Source organism: Streptomyces sp. NPDC006872 (genome assembly GCF_040635845.1).
Taxonomy (GTDB): Bacteria; Actinomycetota; Actinomycetes; order Streptomycetales; family Streptomycetaceae; genus Streptomyces.
On sequence record NZ_JBEYIL010000001.1, the window covers coordinates 731,475 to 750,721 of the forward strand.

At 72.2% G+C, this 19,247-nt stretch carries 21 protein-coding genes; 14 read left to right on the forward strand and 7 right to left on the reverse strand.

Features of this window, described 5'->3' with window-relative positions; all coding sequences use genetic code 11:
* Nucleotides 1-7: 7 nt before the first annotated feature.
* From ABZ725_RS03405 to ABZ725_RS03420, 4 genes are read left to right on the forward strand one after another with little or no spacing between them, the layout of a single operon-like run.
* On the forward strand, nucleotides 8-943 hold the full coding sequence (locus ABZ725_RS03405) for an ABC transporter ATP-binding protein (protein ID WP_358801095.1): 936 nt from the start codon (nucleotides 8-10) through the stop codon (nucleotides 941-943).
* The gene (locus tag ABZ725_RS03410) at nucleotides 940-1,680 is read left to right on the forward strand and encodes an ABC transporter permease (protein WP_358801096.1); all 741 of its coding nucleotides are present in this window, start codon (nucleotides 940-942) and stop codon (nucleotides 1,678-1,680) included. Before ABZ725_RS03405 ends, ABZ725_RS03410 begins: the two co-directional genes overlap by 4 nt.
* Nucleotides 1,681-1,685: 5 nt before the next feature.
* The gene (locus ABZ725_RS03415; RefSeq protein WP_358801370.1) at nucleotides 1,686-2,885 is read left to right on the forward strand and encodes a histidine kinase; all 1,200 of its coding nucleotides are present in this window, start codon (nucleotides 1,686-1,688) and stop codon (nucleotides 2,883-2,885) included.
* Nucleotides 2,882-3,499 (forward strand): response regulator transcription factor, encoded by a 618-nt coding sequence (locus ABZ725_RS03420; protein ID WP_351916753.1) that lies wholly within the window; start codon nucleotides 2,882-2,884, stop codon nucleotides 3,497-3,499. Before ABZ725_RS03415 ends, ABZ725_RS03420 begins: the two co-directional genes overlap by 4 nt.
* 17 nt (nucleotides 3,500-3,516) lie before the next feature.
* Here the strand turns inward: ABZ725_RS03420 and ABZ725_RS03425 are convergent, their stop codons facing one another.
* Both ABZ725_RS03425 and ABZ725_RS03430 read right to left on the reverse strand, forming a co-directional pair.
* Nucleotides 3,517-4,362, reverse strand: a complete 846-nt coding sequence (locus tag ABZ725_RS03425; protein WP_358801097.1) for a transglutaminase-like domain-containing protein — start codon at nucleotides 4,360-4,362, stop codon at nucleotides 3,517-3,519.
* Nucleotides 4,359-5,360, reverse strand: a complete 1,002-nt coding sequence (locus ABZ725_RS03430) for a GNAT family N-acetyltransferase (RefSeq protein WP_358801098.1) — start codon at nucleotides 5,358-5,360, stop codon at nucleotides 4,359-4,361. The genes ABZ725_RS03425 and ABZ725_RS03430 overlap by 4 nt, the downstream gene beginning before the upstream one ends.
* A gap of 140 nt (nucleotides 5,361-5,500) precedes the next feature.
* Here ABZ725_RS03430 and fdxA point away from each other — a divergent pair, with 140 nt between their 5' ends.
* Both fdxA and ABZ725_RS03440 read left to right on the forward strand, forming a co-directional pair.
* On the forward strand, nucleotides 5,501-5,821 hold the full coding sequence (gene fdxA / locus ABZ725_RS03435; protein WP_007495984.1) for a ferredoxin: 321 nt from the start codon (nucleotides 5,501-5,503) through the stop codon (nucleotides 5,819-5,821).
* Between the two features lie 113 nt (nucleotides 5,822-5,934).
* Nucleotides 5,935-7,035, forward strand: coding sequence for a bifunctional succinyldiaminopimelate transaminase/glutamate-prephenate aminotransferase (locus tag ABZ725_RS03440; protein ID WP_351916750.1), 1,101 nt, complete (start codon nucleotides 5,935-5,937; stop codon nucleotides 7,033-7,035).
* 79 nt (nucleotides 7,036-7,114) lie between these two features.
* Here the strand turns inward: ABZ725_RS03440 and ABZ725_RS03445 are convergent, their stop codons facing one another.
* Both ABZ725_RS03445 and ABZ725_RS03450 read right to left on the reverse strand, forming a co-directional pair.
* On the reverse strand, nucleotides 7,115-7,564 hold the full coding sequence (locus ABZ725_RS03445; protein WP_358801099.1) for an ATP-binding protein: 450 nt from the start codon (nucleotides 7,562-7,564) through the stop codon (nucleotides 7,115-7,117).
* Nucleotides 7,565-7,901: 337 nt separating this feature from the next.
* Nucleotides 7,902-8,864, reverse strand: a complete 963-nt coding sequence (locus ABZ725_RS03450) for a heavy metal transporter (protein ID WP_358801100.1) — start codon at nucleotides 8,862-8,864, stop codon at nucleotides 7,902-7,904.
* Nucleotides 8,865-8,958: 94 nt separating this feature from the next.
* Between ABZ725_RS03450 and dapE the strand changes: the two genes are divergently transcribed.
* Both dapE and ABZ725_RS03460 read left to right on the forward strand, forming a co-directional pair.
* Entirely contained in the window at nucleotides 8,959-10,038 is a 1,080-nt protein-coding gene (dapE, locus tag ABZ725_RS03455; RefSeq protein WP_358801101.1) for a succinyl-diaminopimelate desuccinylase, read from the forward strand.
* Between the two features lie 109 nt (nucleotides 10,039-10,147).
* The gene (locus ABZ725_RS03460; protein WP_358801102.1) at nucleotides 10,148-10,906 is read left to right on the forward strand and encodes a TIGR00730 family Rossman fold protein; all 759 of its coding nucleotides are present in this window, start codon (nucleotides 10,148-10,150) and stop codon (nucleotides 10,904-10,906) included.
* Nucleotides 10,907-11,034: 128 nt separating this feature from the next.
* Here the strand turns inward: ABZ725_RS03460 and folP are convergent, their stop codons facing one another.
* Nucleotides 11,035-11,895, reverse strand: coding sequence for a dihydropteroate synthase (folP, locus tag ABZ725_RS03465; protein ID WP_358801103.1), 861 nt, complete (start codon nucleotides 11,893-11,895; stop codon nucleotides 11,035-11,037).
* A gap of 130 nt (nucleotides 11,896-12,025) precedes the next feature.
* Here folP and ABZ725_RS03470 point away from each other — a divergent pair, with 130 nt between their 5' ends.
* Nucleotides 12,026-12,370, forward strand: coding sequence for a DivIVA domain-containing protein (locus tag ABZ725_RS03470; protein ID WP_351916793.1), 345 nt, complete (start codon nucleotides 12,026-12,028; stop codon nucleotides 12,368-12,370).
* The gene (locus ABZ725_RS03475; RefSeq protein ID WP_358801104.1) at nucleotides 12,367-12,945 is read left to right on the forward strand and encodes a DNA-3-methyladenine glycosylase I; all 579 of its coding nucleotides are present in this window, start codon (nucleotides 12,367-12,369) and stop codon (nucleotides 12,943-12,945) included. The genes ABZ725_RS03470 and ABZ725_RS03475 overlap by 4 nt, the downstream gene beginning before the upstream one ends.
* 35 nt (nucleotides 12,946-12,980) lie before the next feature.
* Here the strand turns inward: ABZ725_RS03475 and ABZ725_RS03480 are convergent, their stop codons facing one another.
* Nucleotides 12,981-13,772 carry an enoyl-CoA hydratase-related protein gene (locus ABZ725_RS03480; RefSeq protein ID WP_358801105.1) on the reverse strand — a complete coding sequence of 264 codons (792 nt, stop codon included), beginning with the start codon at nucleotides 13,770-13,772 and terminating at the stop codon, nucleotides 12,981-12,983.
* Nucleotides 13,773-14,150: 378 nt separating this feature from the next.
* Here ABZ725_RS03480 and ABZ725_RS03485 point away from each other — a divergent pair, with 378 nt between their 5' ends.
* Complete coding sequence (locus ABZ725_RS03485; protein ID WP_003966491.1) at nucleotides 14,151-14,318, forward strand: DUF3117 domain-containing protein; 168 nt, start codon at nucleotides 14,151-14,153, stop codon at nucleotides 14,316-14,318.
* Between the two features lie 133 nt (nucleotides 14,319-14,451).
* On the opposite strand, the gene ABZ725_RS03490 is transcribed toward ABZ725_RS03485, so the two are convergent.
* Entirely contained in the window at nucleotides 14,452-15,150 is a 699-nt protein-coding gene (locus tag ABZ725_RS03490; protein WP_351916791.1) for an O-methyltransferase, read from the reverse strand.
* Between the two features lie 235 nt (nucleotides 15,151-15,385).
* Here ABZ725_RS03490 and sigE point away from each other — a divergent pair, with 235 nt between their 5' ends.
* From sigE to ABZ725_RS03505, 3 genes are all read left to right on the forward strand, one after another.
* Nucleotides 15,386-16,099 carry an RNA polymerase sigma factor SigE gene (gene sigE, locus ABZ725_RS03495; RefSeq protein ID WP_351916789.1) on the forward strand — a complete coding sequence of 238 codons (714 nt, stop codon included), beginning with the start codon at nucleotides 15,386-15,388 and terminating at the stop codon, nucleotides 16,097-16,099.
* Nucleotides 16,096-17,106, forward strand: coding sequence for a zf-HC2 domain-containing protein (locus ABZ725_RS03500; RefSeq protein ID WP_358801106.1), 1,011 nt, complete (start codon nucleotides 16,096-16,098; stop codon nucleotides 17,104-17,106). The genes sigE and ABZ725_RS03500 overlap by 4 nt, the downstream gene beginning before the upstream one ends.
* A 105-nt stretch (nucleotides 17,107-17,211) precedes the next feature.
* Nucleotides 17,212-18,984: a trypsin-like peptidase domain-containing protein gene (locus ABZ725_RS03505; protein ID WP_358801107.1), complete on the forward strand. Its 1,773-nt coding sequence runs from the start codon at nucleotides 17,212-17,214 to the stop codon at nucleotides 18,982-18,984.
* Nucleotides 18,985-19,247 lie beyond the last annotated feature (263 nt).

A 19,247-nucleotide genomic window follows, 5' to 3' on the forward strand; every position in this document is an offset into this window, starting at 1 on the left:
TGCCGTCATGACGACGACAGCACCGGTGGTCGGGTTCGACCAGGTGACCAAGAGCTTCGGGGACGTACGGGCCGTGGACGGCCTGACCCTGGCCCTGCGCCCGGGGGAGACCGTGGCGCTGCTCGGGCCCAACGGCGCGGGCAAGTCGACCGCCCTCGACCTGCTGCTCGGCCTCAAGCACGCCGACAGCGGCACTGTCCGCCTCTTCGGCGCCACCCCGCGCGAGGCGATCGTCACCGGGCGGGTCGGCGCGATGCTGCAGAGCGGCGGCCTGATGGACGAGGTGACGGTCGCCGAACTGGTCCGGCTCGCCTGCGCCCTGCACCCGAGGCCGTACCGGCCCGCCGACGTGCTCGCCCGCGCGGGCGTCACCCAGATCGCCGACCGCAAGGTCGACAAGCTCTCCGGCGGCCAGGCCCAGCGCGTCCGGTTCGCCCTGGCCACCGCCGGCGACAGCGACCTGATCGTCCTGGACGAGCCCACCACCGGCATGGACGTCACCACCCGGCAGGCGTTCTGGGCCACCATGCGCGAGCAGGCCGACCAGGGCCGCACGGTCCTGTTCGCCACCCACTACCTCGAAGAGGCCGACGCGATCGCCGACCGGGTGCTGGTCCTGCACCGGGGCCGGCTGCTGGCCGACGGCACGGCGGCCGAGATCAAGGCCAAGGCGGAGGCGCGCAGGATCGCCTTCGACCTGGACGTCGACCTGGACGCCGGCCCGGCGGGCGAGATCGACGAGGCCGCCCTGCGTGCCCTGCCGTTCCTCACCGCCCTCGACGTCTCGGGCCGGACCGTCCGCATCCAGTCCACCGACGCCGACGCCACCGTCCACGCGGTCTACGGCCTCGGCCTCTACCCCCGCAACCTCGAGGTCGCCGGGCTCGGCCTGGAACAGGCCTTCGTCGCCCTCACCACCGCCGAGGAGGCGAAGTCGAAGTGAACGGCCTGATCAAGCTGGAGCTCACCCGCGCCCTGCGCAACCGCAAGTTCCTGTTCTTCTCGGTGATCTACCCGTCCGTGCTGTTCCTGCTCATCGCGGGCAGCGCCGACGGCACGGAGAAGGTCGACGGCACGGGCCTGACCCTGCCCACCTACATGATGGTGTCGATGGCCTCCTTCGGCGCCCTCACGGCCGTCCTGATGGGCAACAGCGAGCGCATCGCCAAGGAGCGCCAGAGCGGCTGGGTACGCCAGCTGCGCCTGACGACCCTGCCGGGGCGCGGCTACGTCCTCGCCAAGACGGCGAGCGCCGCGGTGGTGAGCCTGCCGTCCATCGTCGTCGTCTTCGCGGTCGCCGCGGCCGTGAAGGACGTCCGGCTGGACGCCTGGCAGTGGCTCGCGCTCACCGGCGCGATCTGGGCCGGCAGCCTCGTCTTCGCGGCCCTCGGCGTGGCGATCGGCTACCTCGCGAGCGGGGACGCGGTCCGCCCGATCACGATGATCACCTACTTCGGCCTGTCGATCCTCGGCGGCCTGTGGATGCCGACGACGACCTTCCCGACCTGGCTGCAGGACATCGCCAAGTGGGTGCCGACGCACGCGTACGCTGCCCTGGGGCAGGCGATCGAGCAGAGCCAGGCCCCGCACGCGAAGGACATCGTCGTCCTGGCCGTCTTCTTCGTCCTGTTCACGGGCGGTGCGGCCTGGCTGTACCGGAAGGACACGCTGAAGGCGTGAGCGGCATGACCGACGACCAGCTGTCCCAGGAGGCCCGGCGGGAGCCGCTGATCCCGATCGGGCAACCGGCCCGCAACCGGCGCGAACTGTGGCGGCGCAAGGCGCTGTGGATCGGCGTCTGGCTGGTGTTCCTCAGCTCGCCGGTCCACGACCTCGTCTCCGGCGACCACACCACCGGCGGCACGGTGGCCGGCTGGCTGGGCCTGGCGGTGTTCGTGGCCGGCTACCTCTCGCTCCTCTTCCGGGACATGGGGGCCACGCCCTACCCGTCGAAGCTCATCGGGGCCCTCATCGGCTCCTTGGCGGTGCTCGCCACCGTCCTGTCCCTCACCCTCGGCTCCGCCTGGCTCGGCCTGTACTGCTACGTCTCCGTGGCCTGCGGGATGGTGCTCCCGCTGCGGGTGGCGTTCTGGACGATCCCGGCCACGGGCGCGACGCTGCTCCTCGTCGGCCTGCGCACCGACGAGGAGGAGGCGCTCAACCTCCTGCTGCTGGTCCTGCTCATCGGCTTCGCGATGACGGGCGTGAGCCAACTGGTGCGTACGACGATCGAGTTGCGCCGGGCCCGGGCCACGGTCGCCCAGCTCGCCGCCAACGAGGAGCGCCTGCGCCTCGCCCGGGATCTGCACGACCTCCTCGGCCACTCCCTCTCCCTCATCACCCTCAAGAGCGAGCTGGCCGGCCGGATGCTCCCCGACCACCCCGACAAGGCCGCCCAGCAGGTCGCCGACATCGAGCAGGTCAGCCGGCAGGCGCTGGTCGACGTCCGCGAGGCCGTCACCGGCTACCGCCGCCCCCGCCTGGCCTCCGAACTCGCGGGTGCGCAGGTCGCGTTGACGGCGGCCGGCATCACCGTCGCGATCCCCGCCGAACCGGACCTGGACGGCGTCCCCGAGGACAGCGAGTCCGCCCTCGCCTGGGCCCTGCGCGAGGCGATCACCAACGTCGTCCGGCACAGTGGCGCCGACCGCTGCACGGTGGACCTCGTGCGCCGCCAGACCCTCGACGGTCCCGTCCTGGAACTCTCCGTCGAGGACGACGGCGCCGGCGGCTCCGGAAAGGGCCCCGGCAACGGCCTCACCGGCCTCACCGAGCGCCTGGAGAAGGCGGGCGGCGCTCTGGAGACGGGCGGTGGCAAGCGAGGCTTCCGGCTGACCGCCCGGGTCCCGGCCGGTCCGGTGCCGGACGTAGGATCCCGCTCATGAGTGGTGGCACGATCAGGGTCCTGCTGGCCGAGGACCAGTCGATGGTCCGCGAGGCCCTGGCGGCCCTGCTCGGCCTGGAGGACGACATCGAGGTGGTCGCCCAGGTGGCGCGCGGCGACGAGGTCCTCGCCGCCGCCCACGCCCACGACGTCGACGTGGCCCTCCTCGACATCGAGATGCCGGGCGCGACGGGCATCGAGGCGGCGGCCCGACTCCACCGGGAACTCCCGCGGTTGAAGCTGGTCGTCCTCACCACCTTCGGCCGCCCCGGCTATCTGCGCAGCGCCATGGAGGCCGGCGCCGACGCCTTCCTCGTCAAGGACGCCCCCGCCGCCCAACTCGCGCAGGCGGTCCGCAAGGTCCTGGCGGGCGAGCGGGTCATCGACCCCACGCTCGCCGCCGCGGCCCTGGCGGAGGGCGCCAACCCGCTGACCGACCGCGAGCGGGAGGTCCTGCGCGCGGCGGCCGACGGCTCCACCAACGCGGAACTGGCCACGGCCCTGCACCTGTCCCAGGGCACGGTCCGCAACTACCTGTCGACGGCGATCCAGAAACTGGCGGTACGCAACAGGGCGGAGGCGGTACGGATCGCCCGGGACAAGGGCTGGCTGTAACAGCCCTGCGGCTGGGCTCAGTTCAGCATCGCCCGCGCGGCGAACGCCTCTTTCCGCACCCGTTCCGCGGCTCCCTCGTCCACGACCTCCACCAGGTCCGCGTACTCCTCCATCTCAGCCGCCCCGCCCAGGAAATCGCCCCGCCGCACCAGCAACTGCCCCCGCTCGTACCGCAACCGGGCCGGGTGCGAGGGAATGGTCAGCCCCAACTCCACCGCCCACAGGGCGACATCGGACCGCTCCGGCCGGGCCGCCGCCCACGCCCGGACGTTGTTCAGGATGCGCACGACGACGTCCAACGGCTCGGCCGGCGTCAGCATCGACGCCTCCAGCGGCGCCCCCGTGGCCCCGACGACCAGCGACGACGTGTCCTCGTCCGTCAGCAGCCGCCCCCCGTCGAAGGGGTCGACGAGCACCTGCCGCTCCGGGTCCTCGGGCGGCCCGAACCCCACCACGAAGTGCCCCGGCAACGCGACCCCGTACACCGGCGCCCCGGCCCGCCGCGCCACCTCCACCCACACCACGGACAGCAGGATCGGCAGCCCCCGCCGACGCCTCAGCACCTGATGCAGCAGCGACGACTCCAGCCGGTCGTAGTCCGCCGCAGACCCGCGAAACCCGTACTCCTCGCCGAGCAGGTCCCGCAGCGCCACGGCCCACGCCCGCGGCCCGCCCGACGGCCGGTACGGCAGTTGCCCCGCCAGCCGGTCCAGCTCGATCTGAGCGGCGTCCAGCCCGGCCTCGTCCAGCTCGGCATCCGCCTCGGCGCCGATCAGCAGACACAGCAGCGCCAGATCGGGCCGCTCGGCCCGCACCTCCTCCGCGAACCGCCGTACCGCCTCGCCGCCCTCGAACCCGCTCACGCCGCCGGCTCCCGATAGTGGTGGTACGCGTGATGCGCCGCGAAGCCCATCCCGGCGTACAGCGCCCGCGCCCCCGCGTTCTCCTCCTCCACCTGCAGCCAGGCGGCCGACGCCCCCTCCGTCAGCGCCCGCCGCGCCAGCGCGGCCATCACGGCCGTGGCGAGCCCCCTGCGCCGCTGCGCCGGATCGACCTCGACGGCGCCGAACCCGGCCCACCGCCCGTCCACGACACACCGTCCGATGGCGGCCGGAGCCCCGCCCTCCGGTCCGGGCACGGAGGCGAACCAGACCGACGGCCCGCTGCCGAGCACTTTCAGGGCCACCTCGTCCACGCCCTTGCGCTGGTACCGGGCCAGCCAGGCCGCGTCGGCCTCCCGCGCGAGTGCCACGCTCTCCGCCTCCGTCGCCAGATCGGCGACCGGCGCCAGCGCTCCGACCCACAGCTCGGCCGTCACCTCCCGCACCCACCCGCGCCGCTCCAGCTCCGCGCACAGCGGCTCCTGGGCGCCCTCGGCCCCCGTCGCCGTCTGCACATAGGCCGGCAGCCCACGCGCGCCGTACCAGCGCCGTACGACGTCCAGGGCCTCGTCGAGCGGGACGCCCGGCTCGCCGAGCGGCAGCACCGAGTTGGCCCGGCGCGTGTACCCGGCGGCGGCCCGCAGCTCCCACCCGCCGAGCCGCTCGCTCTCCACGGGCCGCCAGCCCCGGGCGGCGACCCGGGCGAGCTCCTCGTAGGAGGCGGCAGGACCCCGACGGCGGGCCGGGGCGGCCGGGACGACCTTCCCGGCGACCAGCGAGGACTCGTCAATGCGGACGCTCTCGCCGCTCTTCCGTGTGATCGCGAGCACACCGTCGTCCCATGATGTGAGAACACCCACCGTGTCGGTGAATTTCCCCCCGGTCTCTCCAGGGTCGCTCAAGCGGCGCACAGAGACACGTTTGCCCACGTCAGCAATGGTGAGGCGGACCTCGAGGCGTCCGGCGGCCGAGATTTCCACAGGTCTGTTCACCCCTCCTGTTCGGATCATGCCCAAGAACGGAGATACTAGGGGCGGGCATCGACGACGCCGCGCTCCCGCGCGCCAGGCGGCGGAGCCTGAGGAGGCCCGCCAGCGCCCTATCGAGGAGGAACGACAGCGTGACCTACGTCATCGCGCAGCCTTGTGTCGACGTCAAGGACAAGGCGTGCATCGAGGAGTGCCCGGTCGACTGCATCTACGAGGGCCAGCGGTCCTTGTACATCCACCCGGACGAATGCGTCGACTGTGGCGCCTGTGAGCCGGTCTGCCCGGTCGAGGCGATCTTCTACGAGGACGACACTCCGGAGGAGTGGAAGGACTACTACAAGGCGAACGTCGAGTTCTTCGACGAGCTCGGCTCCCCCGGCGGCGCCAGCAAGCTGGGTCTGATCGAGCGCGACCACCCCTTCGTCGCCGCGCTGCCGCCGCAGGCCGAGTAATCCCCGTCAGCGGTCCGCACAACGTGCCGCCTCGGTCCCGTACGGCCTGATCGCCCTTGATCGCCGTACGGGACCGAGGCGTTTGCCGTACGTACGAAAGTGAGCCAGTAACCGTGTCCTCCGTAGTCTCCGACCGCCTCCCCGCCTTCCCCTGGGACAAACTGGAGCCGTACAAGAAGACGGCCGCAGCGCACCCGGACGGCATCGTCGACCTCTCCGTGGGCACCCCGGTCGACCCGGTCCCCGATCTGATCCAGAAGGCGCTGATCGACGCGGCGGACTCCCCGGGCTACCCGACCGTCTGGGGCACCCCGGCGCTGCGCGACGCGATCACGGGCTGGCTGGAGCGCCGTCTGGGGGCCCGTGAGGTCACCCACCGGCACGTCCTGCCGATCGTCGGCTCCAAGGAGCTCGTGGCCTGGCTCCCGACCCAGCTGGGCCTCGGCCCCGGCGACCGGGTGGCCTACCCGCGCCTGGCGTACCCGACGTACGAGGTGGGCGCGCGCCTCGCCCGGGCCGACCACGAGGTCTACGACGACCCGACCGAGCTGGACCCGACGGGCCTGAAGCTCCTCTGGCTGAACTCCCCGTCCAACCCGACGGGCAGGGTCCTGTCGAAGGCGGAACTGACCAGGACCGTCGCCTGGGCCCGCGAGCACGGGGTGCTGCTCTTCTCCGACGAGTGCTACCTGGAACTGGGCTGGGAGGCCGACCCGGTCTCGGTCCTGCACCCGGAGGTCAACGGCGGCTCGTACGAGGGCATCGTCTCGGTGCACTCCTTGTCGAAGCGCTCGAACCTGGCCGGCTACCGAGCGGCCTTCCTGGCGGGCGACCCGGCCGTCCTGGGCCCGCTGCTGGAGATCCGCAAGCACGGCGGCATGATGACGTCCGCGCCCACCCAGGCGGCGGTCGTCGCGGCGCTGGGCGACGACGTCCACGTCCGCGAGCAGCGCGAACGCTACGCGGCCCGCCGCACCCGGCTGCGCGAGGCGCTCCTGTCCCACGGCTTCCGCATCGAGCACAGCGAGGCCAGCCTCTACCTCTGGGCCACACGGGACGAGTCCTGCTGGACGACGGTCGCCCACCTGGCCGACCGAGGCATCCTGGTGGCCCCGGGCGACTTCTACGGCGAGGCCGGCGAGAACTTCGTCCGAGTGGCTCTGACGGCGACGGACGAGCGGGTGGCGGCAGCGGTCGAGCGTCTGGCGCGGTAGCCGCGCCCGGACGCGCAGAGCGACGGGGCCCGGGGAATTCCCCGGGCCCCGTCGCTCTGTGTGCCTGCGTGGGCGTGGCTCAGCCGAGGGGCAGGCCCTTGACCGGCAGGGTCTCCGCTCCCGGCAGCCCACCCTTGGTGAGCGAGTCCGTCGGCAGCCCGCCCTTCGTGGCGGTCGACGCGGTGTCCCCGAGGATGCCCCCGGCGGAGCCCGCCGCCTCGCCGGCCGTCTTCTGCGCCGCGGGCGCGGCCTTCTTCACCGCCTTGCCGCCGGTCTTGCCCGCGGCCGGGACCGCCTGCTTGACGGCCTTGCCGCCGGTCTCACCCGCGAGCCCGGTGACGTGCTGTGTCGCGCCGTCGAGCGTGTTGCCGACGCCCGCCGCGTCCAGGGCGGTCAGACCGCCGAGGCTCGGAGCGGCGGGAAGGCCGGGGGCCGCACTGGCGGAGCCGGCCGCACCGACCCCGGCGGCCGCTCCTGCAGCGACGAGCAGCGCGGCACGGGCGATCCGGCGGGTCAGGGGGAGGGACATGGTGCTCCTTCGACGGGAGAGAACAAGGACTGTCTGTGACTGCTGTGACTGTCTGTCTGTCCGGGCCCGGACGCAGTGACTACCGCTCGAAGCCCGCGAAGGTTGCGCACGGCCGACGTAAAGAGTTGGCAATGCGTCGCATTATCGGCTGTGGATAAAAACGGGCAAAAGCGGCCCGATGTGAAAGTCCGTCAAACCCTCGAAGCCCTTTGTTCGCAAGGATCTCCCCGGATACGAGGGTGACGGCGCGAAAACCTGAGCTCCCGGCCGCCCGGCCGCCCGGCACATGACCCGCCCGGGTGAAGGCCCGTACTGCTGCACGGGTCCGCTGCTCGGTCTACTGCGCGGTGACGATCCGCACGCTGTCGGCGCTGCCGCCCGCCGACGAGCCGCCGGCGGCCTCCGCGGTGGTCGAACCGGTCGCCCGCCACTGGCTGCCGCTGCTCCCGGAGACCCACACCCGGCCGGCGTACGAGACGCGCTCGATGCGCAGCGCCGAGGCGTTGGCCACCGCCCAGTGCGCCAGCTGCCAGCCGCGCTCGCTGACACTGCGTCCGCCCGCGGTGGTGTCCTCGGTCACCGGCAGCGTCACGGTCCGCCCGCCGCTCTCGGCGGTCGGCGGGGCCGTGTCCTTGTCGGTGTCCTCGTCGGCGACTCGGCCGAAGTCCCGTGCCAGTGCCGCCTGCACCGCGGCCGGGCCGGTGGTCGTCGTGGGGCCCGAGCGGCCGTCGCAGGTCAGCGAGGCCGCCGAGGTCCCGGTCAGCGCTGCGGCCAGCACGGTGGCGTCCGGCTCGTGCTTGGCGTACGCCTCCGGGTAGCCGCTGCGCTGCACGCGCTGCGCGGCGACGGTGAGCGGGAGTTCGGTGTAGTCGTCGACCTTGGCGAGGTGCTCGTAGAAGATGTCCGCCGAGTACGCGGGGTCCGTGACCTGTTTCACGGTGCCCCAGCCCTGCGAGGGCCGCTGCTGGAACAGACCGAGCGAGTCCCGGTCGCCGTGGGTCAGGTTGCGCAGCCCCGACTCCTGGAGGGCGGTCGCGAGCGCGATGGCGACGGCCCGCTCGGGCATCGCCCGGTCGGTGCCGACGGCGGCGATCGTGGCCGCGTTCACCGCCTGCTCCGGCGTGAACTCGTACGTCTTCCCGGTTCCGTCGCCAGAAACGACTCTGCAGCCCGGATCTCCGGTGCCACCGGCGACGTACTGCACCACGACATAGCCCGCGACGGCGGACAGGACCACGCAGGCCGCCCCGAAACGGAGGAGGCGGCCGCGGCGCTTGGGGGAGGGGGACTGCGTCGGCACGCGTACAAGGTACTGGAGACTACTGAGGAGTAGGAGGCCCTTGCGCACAGCGGGGAAGAGCGGTATCGACAACTGGCGCGTTAGGGTCGACGGCATGGCCGACACCCCGCTTGACCTCACTCTGGACGCCGCCGCACTCACCGCGCGGCTCGTCGACTTCCGTTCGGAGAGCGGCGCCGAGAAGCCGCTCGCGGACGCGATCGAGACCGCCCTGAGCGCGCTGCCCCACCTCACGGTGGACCGTTACGGCAACAACGTGATCGCCCGCACGAACCTGGGCCACGCGGAGCGCGTGGTCCTCGCCGGCCATATCGACACGGTCCCGATCGCGGACAACGTCCCCTCGCGGCTCGACGAGGACGGGGTGCTCTGGGGCTGCGGCACCTGCGACATGAAGTCGGGGGTGGCGGTCCAGCTGCGCATCGCGGCGACGGTCCCGGAGCCCAACCGCGACCTGACGTTCGTCTTCTACGACAACGAGGAGGTCGCGGCCGACCTCAACGGCCTCAAGCACGTGGCCGAGGCCCACCCGGAGTGGCTGGCGGGCGACTTCGCGGTCCTCCTCGAACCCTCCGACGGCCAGGTCGAGGGCGGCTGCCAGGGCACCCTGCGGGTCCTGCTCAGGACGAAGGGCGAGCGGGCCCACTCGGCGCGCGGCTGGATGGGCTCCAACGCGATCCACGCCGCCGCCCCGATCCTGGCCCGTCTGGCCGCCTACGAGCCGCGCCGTCCGGTCATCGACGGCCTGGAGTACCGGGAGGGCCTCAACGCGGTCGGCATCACGGGCGGGGTGGCCGGCAACGTCATCCCGGACGAGTGCGTCGTCACCGTCAACTTCCGCTACGCGCCGGACCGGAGCGCGCAGGACGCCGTCGCCCATGTCCGCGAGGTCTTCGCCGACTGCGGGGTCGAGGAGTTCGTGGTCGACGACCACAGCCCCGCCGCCCTCCCCGGCCTCTCCCACCCGGCCGCGGCGGCCTTCATCAAGGCGGTGGGCGGCACCCCGATGCCCAAGTACGGCTGGACGGACGTCAGCCGCTTCTCCTCGTTGGGCGTCCCCGCGGTCAACTACGGCCCCGGCAACCCGCACTTGGCGCACAAGCGGGACGAACGCGTGGAGACGGCCAAGATCCTGGCGGGCGAGGAGCGCCTGAGGACCTGGCTGACGCTCTGAGGGGACGTTCGGCGCGGCGGCGCTCCATGGCGGACACGCCGACGTCCCCCGCACGTAACCGGCGTAGATCTACGCTGAGGTGGAACCACTGCAAGCGGAGGGAGCTCACATGGCTACAGGGAACCCCGAGGGCAAGAAGCAGCCACCGGAGGAACAGCGCCTGGGACCTGTCCTCCGGAGGCGGGGCCAGGTCACGGCGAGCACGACCGACCAGCGCCTGCTGGACGCCGGCGGCCCGTCGGACTGGGTCCACACGGACCCCTGGCGGGTCCTGCGCATCCAGTCGGAGTTCATCGAAGGCTTCGGCACCCTCGCCGAACTCCCCCCGGCCATCAGCGTGTTCGGCTCCGCCCGCACACCGGTGGACTCCCCGGAGTACGAGGCGGGCGTCCGGCTGGGCAGCGCCCTGGTCGACGCCGGCTGGGCCGTGATCACGGGCGGCGGCCCGGGCGCGATGGAGGCGGCCAACAAGGGCGCGTGCGAGGCGGGCGGCATCTCCGTCGGCCTCGGCATCGAGCTCCCCTTCGAGCAGGGCCTCAACCCGTACGTCGACATCGGCCTCAACTTCCGCTACTTCTTCGTGCGGAAGATGATGTTCGTGAAGTACGCGCAGGGCTTCGTGGTCCTGCCCGGCGGCCTCGGCACCCTGGACGAGCTCTTCGAGGCGCTCACCCTCGTCCAGACCCAGAAGGTCACCCGTTTCCCGATCGTCCTCTTCGGCACGGAGTACTGGGGCGGCCTGATCGACTGGCTCAAGAACACCCTGATCGCCCAGGGCAAGGCCTCCGACAAGGACCTCCTCCTCTTCCACGTCACGGACGACGTGGAGGAGGCGGTGGCGCTGGTGTCGAAGGAAGCGGGCCGCTAGGGCCGTTGGACGCCTTTCGAACGCCGGGCGGGGGTCTGTCTTTCAGCCCGTCCGGCGTTCGAGGACGAGGCCCCTCAAGGGCCGATCGGGGTCCAGGGGGCGGAGCCTCCTGGTACGGCGCATGAGGCCTACGCCAGCCCGCGCCGGGCCACCGCCGGAGGCCGGTGCCCGGCGATGGACGCGACCATGTCCAGCACCTGCCGGGTCTCGGCGACCTCGTGCACCCGGTACACCTGCGCCCCCAGCCACGCCGACACGGCAGTCGTCGCCAAGGTCCCCACCACCCGCTCCTTCACCGGCCGGTCCAACGTCTCCCCGACGAAGTCCTTGTTGGACAGCGACACCAGCACCGGCCATCCCGTCTCCACCATCTCCCCGAGCCGCCGGGTCGCCTCCAGGCTGTGCCGGGTGTTCTTCCCGAAGTCGTGCCCCGGATCGATCATGATCGACTCCCTCGGCACGCCCAGCGCCGCCGCCCGCTCCGCGAGCCCCACGGTCACGTGCAGGATGTCGGCCATGACGTCGTCGTACGTCACCCGGTGCGGACGCGTGCGCGGCTGCGCGCCCCCCGCGTGTGTGCACACCAGCCCGACCCGGTACCGCGCCGCGACCTCCGCCAGCCCCGGATCCACGCCGCCCCACGCGTCGTTCAGCAGATCCGCGCCCGCCTCGCAGACCGCCTCCCCGACCTCCGCGCGCCAGGTGTCCACGCTGATGATCACGTCCGGGAAGCGCCGCCGCACCTCGGCCACGAAGCCGACGGTCCGCCGGGCCTCCTCCTGCGCCGTCACCTCTTCGCCGGGCCCGGCCTTGACCCCGCCGACGTCGATGACGGCCGCGCCCTCCGCCACCGCCTGCTCCACGCGCGCGAGGGCAGGCTCGTCACGGAAGGTCGCCCCCTGGTCGTAGAAGGAGTCCGGGGTCCGGTTCACGATCGCCATGATCACCGGCTCGTGCGCGCCGAATTCCCGCCTGCCCAGCCTGAGCATCCCCTGTGACCTCTCCTAGTACGGCCTGCACATCCACCGCCTGCGACCCTAACCGTCCGACCCGCATGGCACGATCGGACGCACACACATCCACTCCGAGCACACCGAGTGTGGGGGCCCACCGATGGTTATGTTCTTGTTCCTGGTCATCGCGCTCGCCGTCGTGGTCGCCGCGGTGACACTCGCCGTGGTGGGCGGCGGCGAGGGCACCGGCCCGCTGCCGGAGGTCGCCCCCGAGCGACTGCACGACCCGCTGCCCCCGGACCGCCCGGTCGACCGGGCGGACATCGACCACCTCCGCTTCCCGCTGGCCACCCGCGGCTACCGCATGGCGGACGTGGACGACGCCCTCAACCGCATCGCCGCCGAACTCGCCGAGCGCGACGCCCGCATCGCCGACCTGGAGTCCGCCCTGTCCGGCGCGCACACCTCGGCCGTCTCCTTCGAGAAGCCCGCCCCCGAGGACCACCAGTGAGCGACGGCACGGCCCTCCCGGGCGAGGGCGGCGCGCTGCGCTGCCCCTGGGCCCTGTCCACGCCGGACTATGTGACGTACCACGACGAGGAGTGGGGCCGCCCGGTCCACGGCGACGACGCGCTCTTCGAACGCCTCAGCCTCGAGGCCTTCCAGTCCGGCCTCTCCTGGATCACGATCCTGCGCCGCCGCCCCACGTTCCGCACCGCCTTCGCCGACTTCAAGATCGCCTCGGTGGCCGGCTTCACCGACGAGGACCGCGAACGCCTCCTCGTCGACCCGGGCATCATCCGCAACCGGGCCAAGATCGACGCCACCCTCGCCAACGCCCGCCTGCTGGCCGACTGGGCCCCGGGCGACCTGGACGAGCTGATCTGGTCCCACGCCCCGGACGCGGGCCCGGCCCCGAAGACGCTGTCGGACGTCCCTGCCGTCACCGACGAGTCCACGGCCCTGTCGAAGGCCCTGAAGAAGCGAGGCCTGAGGTTCGTGGGCCCGACGACGGCATACGCCCTGATGCAGGCGTGCGGCCTGGTCAACGACCACCTGGAAGCGTGCGCGAGCAGACCCGCCTAGGGGCGCGGGGCGGTATCCGCCCGCGCCACGGATCGTCAGCGCCCCAGATACTTGGGCTTCTCCTTGTTGATGAAGGCCTGCACCGCGATCCCGTGGTCCTCGGACGCCCCGGCTCGCGTCTGCAGCTCGTCCTCCTTCTCCAGCGTCTCGGAGAGCGAGTGCGAGAACCCGTAGGCAACGGCCTCCTTGATCGCCGCATAGGCCACCGTCGGACCCGAGGCCAGGGCACGAGCCACCTTCTCGCCCTCCACGCGCAGCTCCGCCGAGGGAACGACCCGGTTCGCGATGCCGAGCTCGTACGCCTCCTGCGCCTTGATGCTGCGCGGGAACAGCAGCAGATCGGCGGCCCGCCCGGGGCCGATCACCCGCGGCAGGGTCCAGGACACCCCGGAGTCGGCGGTCAGCGCGACACCCGCGAACGAGGTGTTGAAGGACGCCGTGTCGGCCACGACCCGGTAGTCCGCGGCCAGCGCGAACCCGAATCCGGCGCCCGCGGCGACGCCGTTCACCGCGGCGACCACCGGCTTCCGCGCCTCCGTCAGCGCCCGCACGATCGGGTTGTAGTGCTCGGCGACCGTGCTCATCACCTGCTTCGAGCCCTCGGCCAGCAGCCCGATGTGCTCCTTGAGGTCCTGCCCCACGCAGAACGCCCGCTCACCCGCGGCGGTCAACAGCACGGCCCGTACGGCCTCGTCGGCCGCCGCGGACCCGACCGCGTCCCGGAGGGCGACCTTGGTCGCGATGTTCAGCGCGTTCATCGCCTCGGGGCGGTTCAGCGTGATCGTCGCGAGCCCGTCGCTCACCTCGTAGAGCACGGTGTCGGCCATGGCGTTTCCCCTCCGTGTCGCGGCTCCGACGTACTACTGGTCGGTACGTCCGGTGTACGAGGACAGCATGGCGGAGATCGCCGTCCACGGACCGGACCCGACATGTGACCTGCGTCAAAGAATTCGGGACGGTTTCCGGGCGGGGGGAGTCCGTGCGGCGGCGCAGTATCGCAGTCACATCGCCGAATTGAGTGGTTTTGCTCGCGCGCGTTGCCCAAGCGATGCCGACTGATGTTGGTCATCGGGTCCTGAGATGCGGGATAATGGCTTGGAAGCAATGTGTTCGATGCCGGTGTCGCGTGTCCCACGCTGGACTGCGGCTGCCCTCCACGGGCCGTCGGCTTTGGCGATGAGCTGGTTTCAGGAAGGGGAACGAGCATGGCGGCCATGAAGCCGCGGACGGGTGATGGCCCGCTCGAGGTGACCAAGGAGGGGCGGGGCATCGTCATGCGCGTTCCGCTCGAAGGCGGCGGGCGGCTCGTCGTCGAGCTGACCCCTGACGAGGCCGACGCGCTCGGCGACGCCCTCAAGAAGGTCGTCGGCTGACGCGCAAGCGACCCTGTTCTTTCGACTGCTCCGGCATCCTTCGGGATGCCGGAGCAGTTGTTTTCTCATGTCTCTCGGGGTTTGCCGCGGCCGCCTGCCTCAAAAGGCCCAAGGTCGGCCTGCGGCTCGAGACCTAGCGCTTGACCGCGCACAGCAGGCCGTCGCCGACCGGGATCAGCGACGGCACCAGCTCCTGGCTCTCGCGCACCGCCCGCAGCAGCTCCCGGATCCTTATGACCTCCGTGGGCTGCGGCCCCGAATCGACCGTGCGGCCGTTGGCGAAGACGCCCTCGAAGACGACCAGCCCGCCCGGCCGCAGCAGACGCAACGATTCAGCGAGGTACTCCATCAGCTCCAGCCGGTCACCGTCGCAGAAGACGAGGTCGTAGCCGGCGTCGGCGAGGCGGGGCAGGACGTCCAGGGCGCGGCCCGGGATGAAACGGGCCCGGTTGCTGGCGAAACCGCAGGCGCGGAAGGCCTGCCGGGCGAACTGCTGGTGCTCCGGCTCGGGGTCGACGGTCGTCAGGACGCCGTCGGGGCGCATCCCGTACAGCAGGTGGATCCCGGAGACGCCGGTTCCGGTACCGATCTCCGCGACCGCCTTGGCGTCCGCGGTGGCGGCGAGCATCCGTAGGGCCGCGCCCGTGCTGGGCGACACCGAGCGCAGCCCTGCGTCGCGGGCCCGGTCACGGGCCCAGAGCAGCGCTTCGTCCTCGGCGGCATAGGCGTCGGCGAACGCCCAGCTTGCCTGCCGGTTGCCGGTAATGACCCTCTCCTGTCCCCGTGGTTGCCTGGGCGTGACTGTATCCGTTGCCGCCGGGAACCCGCAGATGGGACCGGGCGTTTGAAGGGGTGGGAACGATGACGGGGGGACACAGTTGGATCACGATGAGGGACCGGGTGTCGAGCAAGTGCTGACGCAGCCGTATGAGCCGTATCAGCCCAGATCAATTTCTCGTAAAACCGCTTATCCGGAGCTAACGGGCGAGGTGGCTATGGTAGGGGCTCCACTGGACACCACCAGAGCCGACAGGGGAGGTGCGGCTGCGCCTGTGGATCGGGGAGGAGTGCTGCGGCGCTTTCTCGGTTCGGCAGGCAGGCCGAAATCCGTGAACGACACCGCTGCTGACCCCAGCCACGCCGCCGGCATCGCCGACGGCCCAGCCCAGACCGCGACCTTCTCCACCGACGCGGACGGGCAGGCATGGACTCCGCCCACGTGGGAGGAGATCGTCAGCATGCACAGCGGCCGGGTCTACCGGCTCGCCTACCGGCTGACCGGCAACCAGCACGACGCCGAGGATCTCACCCAAGAGGTCTTCGTCCGTGTCTTCCGTTCCCTGTCGACGTACACGCCGGGCACGTTCGAGGGCTGGCTGCACCGCATCACCACCAACCTCTTCCTGGACATGGTCCGCCGCAAGCAGCGCATCCGTTTCGACGCGCTGGGCGACGACGCGGCCGAGCGGCTGCCCAGCAAGGAGCCCAACCCGCAGCAGGTCTTCAACGACGCCCACTTCGACGCGGACGTCCAGCAGGCCCTCGACACCCTCGCACCCGAGTTCCGCGCCGCGGTCGTCCTCTGCGACATCGAAGGCCTTTCCTACGAGGAGATCGCCGCGACCCTGGGCGTCAAGCTGGGCACGGTCCGCTCGCGCATCCACCGCGGCCGTTCGCAGCTGCGCAAGGCCCTCGCACACCGCTCGCCCGAGGCACGCGCGGAGCGACGCTCCTTCGTGCCCCGCGTGCCCGCTCTGGGAGGAGGGGGCGCGACCGCGTGAGTGGAACCGGATCCCGAAACAACGCAGCCGAGAGGCTCCTCGCGGAGCAGCATCTCGGTGACCGGCTCTCGGCCCTGGTGGACGGCGAGCTCGGTCATGACACCCGCGAGCGGGTGCTGGCGCATGTGGCGACCTGCCCCAAGTGCAAATCGGAGGTCGACGCGCAGCGCCGGCTGAAGAACGTCTTCGCGGAGGTGGCCCCACCGGCCCCCTCGGAGAGCTTCCTGGCCCGTCTCCAGGGGCTTCCCGGGGGCGGCGACCCCGGCGACGGCGGCAGCCCGCTGGGCGGCGGAGCCTTCACCGAGGGAATCCCCGGCGGAGTCTTCGGAATGAGGGGCAGACGGGACGAGCCGTTCGAGTTCGGCTATGTGCCGACCCGCGACCACGGCTCCGTCCTGTCACCCGCTTCGGACCGGGGTTTCCGCATCCACCCGGTCGGCCGTGGCGGCGACCGCAGCGACGCCGAGCGCTCGCGCAGCATGCGGTTCGCGTTCGTCGCCGCCGGCGCGGTGTCGCTGGCCGCGATCGCCCTGGGCGGCATGACCACCGTCGCCCCCATCGACACGACCGCGGACGGCCGTGGCGGCTCGGGTTCCGGGAGCAATGTGACGCCGGCCCGCACACCGGGCTCGGGCACGGGTTCCTCGGCGACGCAGGAGAACCAGCGCCGTCGTGCCGTCGGCCCCCTGCTCTCCCAGGGCGGCCAGCTCGGCGACACCCCGGTGGCCCCGACCGAGGTGTCCGCGCCGCTGCTGCCCGGCGTGCCCTCGCCGGCCGGCGGTCAGGTCGAGCAGGCCCTGCACCGGCTCACCACGCCCATGGTGGCCGGCGCGGCGGTCATGTCCCCGCTGATACGCCCGCTCGGCACGCAGCCGCCGATCGCTCCGACCGCGCTCACCGCCTGGACCAACGGGACCGAGGCCACCGCTCCCGGTCTGCTCGCCGCACCCGTCCCCGACGCCACCTCCGCTCCCGGCGGCTCGCCTTCCTCGCAGAACACCCGCTGACCCGGGCCCTGCGTCGGCCCGCCTCGAACCTGGTTGAATCCAGGGTGGACCGTGCCCTGCCTGGAGTCAGCCGGGTCGGGGCTGGGGCTCGAGCGTGGGGAGAGCATGGACGAGGGGAAGCCCACGGGGGCGAAGTGGTGGAGCCGGCCTCGACCGCAGGCGTCCTCGGAGCGACAGAGCCCCGCGGACCCGCGTCCGGAAACGGCCGCGAGCCCGCCCGCTGATACGAACGAGGGCGACTTCGAACTGGCCCGCCCGACGCCCACGGAGCCCGTGCCGGAGTCGGTAGAGGCGGCGGAGTCGGCAGGCTCAGCAGGCTCGGCGGCTCTCATCGCCGCCGGGTCGAGCCAGTCCGTGGCGGTCCAGGACGGTGCGGGTTTCGGCGAGGCGGGTCCCGTGGAGTCGGGGCCGGTCGCCGGGGAGCGTCCCAAGCCGTTGCACGACCCCGACCCCTACAGCACCCCGCCGTACGGCGAGCCGGGCCCCTGGGCGCCCGCGCCGCCCGTCCAGCACCCTGCGGTCACGCCCGCGCACGGCACCGCACTGCCCCCGCCCGGACCCGTTCCCCCCGCGATCCCGCCCCAGGCCGCCCCCGGACCGCCCGCGTCCCCCCTGATCCCGCAGCAGTCCGCGACCGAACCCGTCGACCCCTGGCACCGCTACGACCCCTGGGCTCCCGCCCCGCTCGCCGGAGCACACGGGGCCGGGGCCGCCCTCGGCGGGCCGTTCCAGCAGACCGGGGCCGGGGTGGACACCGAGGCGGAGCGGCGCAGGCGGGTACGGGGGAGGCTGGTCGGGGGAGCGCTGGCCGTCGCGCTGGTCTCCGGCGGGCTCGGCGGAGCCGTGGGCACCTATCTGGAGCGCAACGGCGGGCTGAACCCCGTACGGCTGCCGCAGGCCTCCGCGGAGCCCACCGGGCGGGCCGCGGACAGCGTCGCCGGGATCGCCGCACGGGCCCTGCCCAGCGTCGTCACGCTGCATGTCAGCGGGAGCGAGGAGTCCGGCACCGGAACCGGCTTCGTGCTCGACTCGCGCGGCTACATCCTCACCAACAACCACGTCGTCGAGCCCGCCGGCGGCGACGGCGAGATATCCGTCGTCTTCAACGGGGGCCAGACCGCCGAGGCCGAGGTCGTCGGCAGGGACAGCGGCTATGACCTCGCCGTGGTGCGGGTGACCGGGGTGAAGGGCCTGCAGCCCCTCCGGCTCGGCAACTCCGACAACGTCCAGGTCGGCGACCCGGTCGTCGCCATCGGCGCCCCCTTCGATCTGGAGGGCACCGTCACCTCCGGCATCATCAGCGCCAGGGAGCGGCCCGTCGTCGCCGGGGGCGAGAGCGGGGACGGCAGCGACGTGTCGTACGTCGACGCCCTGCAGACCGACGCGCCGATCAATCCCGGCAACTCCGGCGGCCCCCTGCTCGACGCGCAGGGTCATGTCATCGGCATCAACTCCGCCATCCGCTCCGCCGACGACGGCACCGACTCCGGCAGCGCCCAGGCCGGTTCGATCGGCCTGGGTTTCGCCATCCCGATCAACCAGGGCAAGCGGGTCGCCGAGGAGCTGATCAACAATGGCAGGGCGACCCACCCGGTCATCGGCATCACCCTCGACCTGGACTACGCCGGTGACGGCGCCCGGGTCGGCGCGGCCGGCGGTGACGCAGACGCGCCGGTCACCGCGGGCGGCCCCGGCGACCGGGCCGGCATCCGGCCCGGAGACGTCGTCACGGAGGTCGACGGGCAGCGCATCCACTCCGGTGAGGAGCTGATCGTCAAGACCCGCGCCCACCGCCCCGGCGACCGCCTGGAGCTGACGATCCAGCGCGACGGGCAGGAACGCACGCTCACGCTGGTCCTGGGCTCGTCCGACGGCTAGGACAGGGTCGGGAGCCCGGTCCGGCCGGGGCGCTGCCAGCCCGCTCCCATCGATTGACAGAAACGTCACAGGTCAGACCGCGAAACGCGGTCCCACAAGGCAAACAACGCGAAAAACCGGCCGCCTACACGCATTCGGGGGCCTCGGGACGGTACCGGTCGGACAGGTGCGACAGGTACCGTGGACCCGGCCCGGACCACGGAAGACCCGCACTTGATCACTCAGGGCCCGAGGGCCGAGGACCGCGGACATCGCGCAAGGAG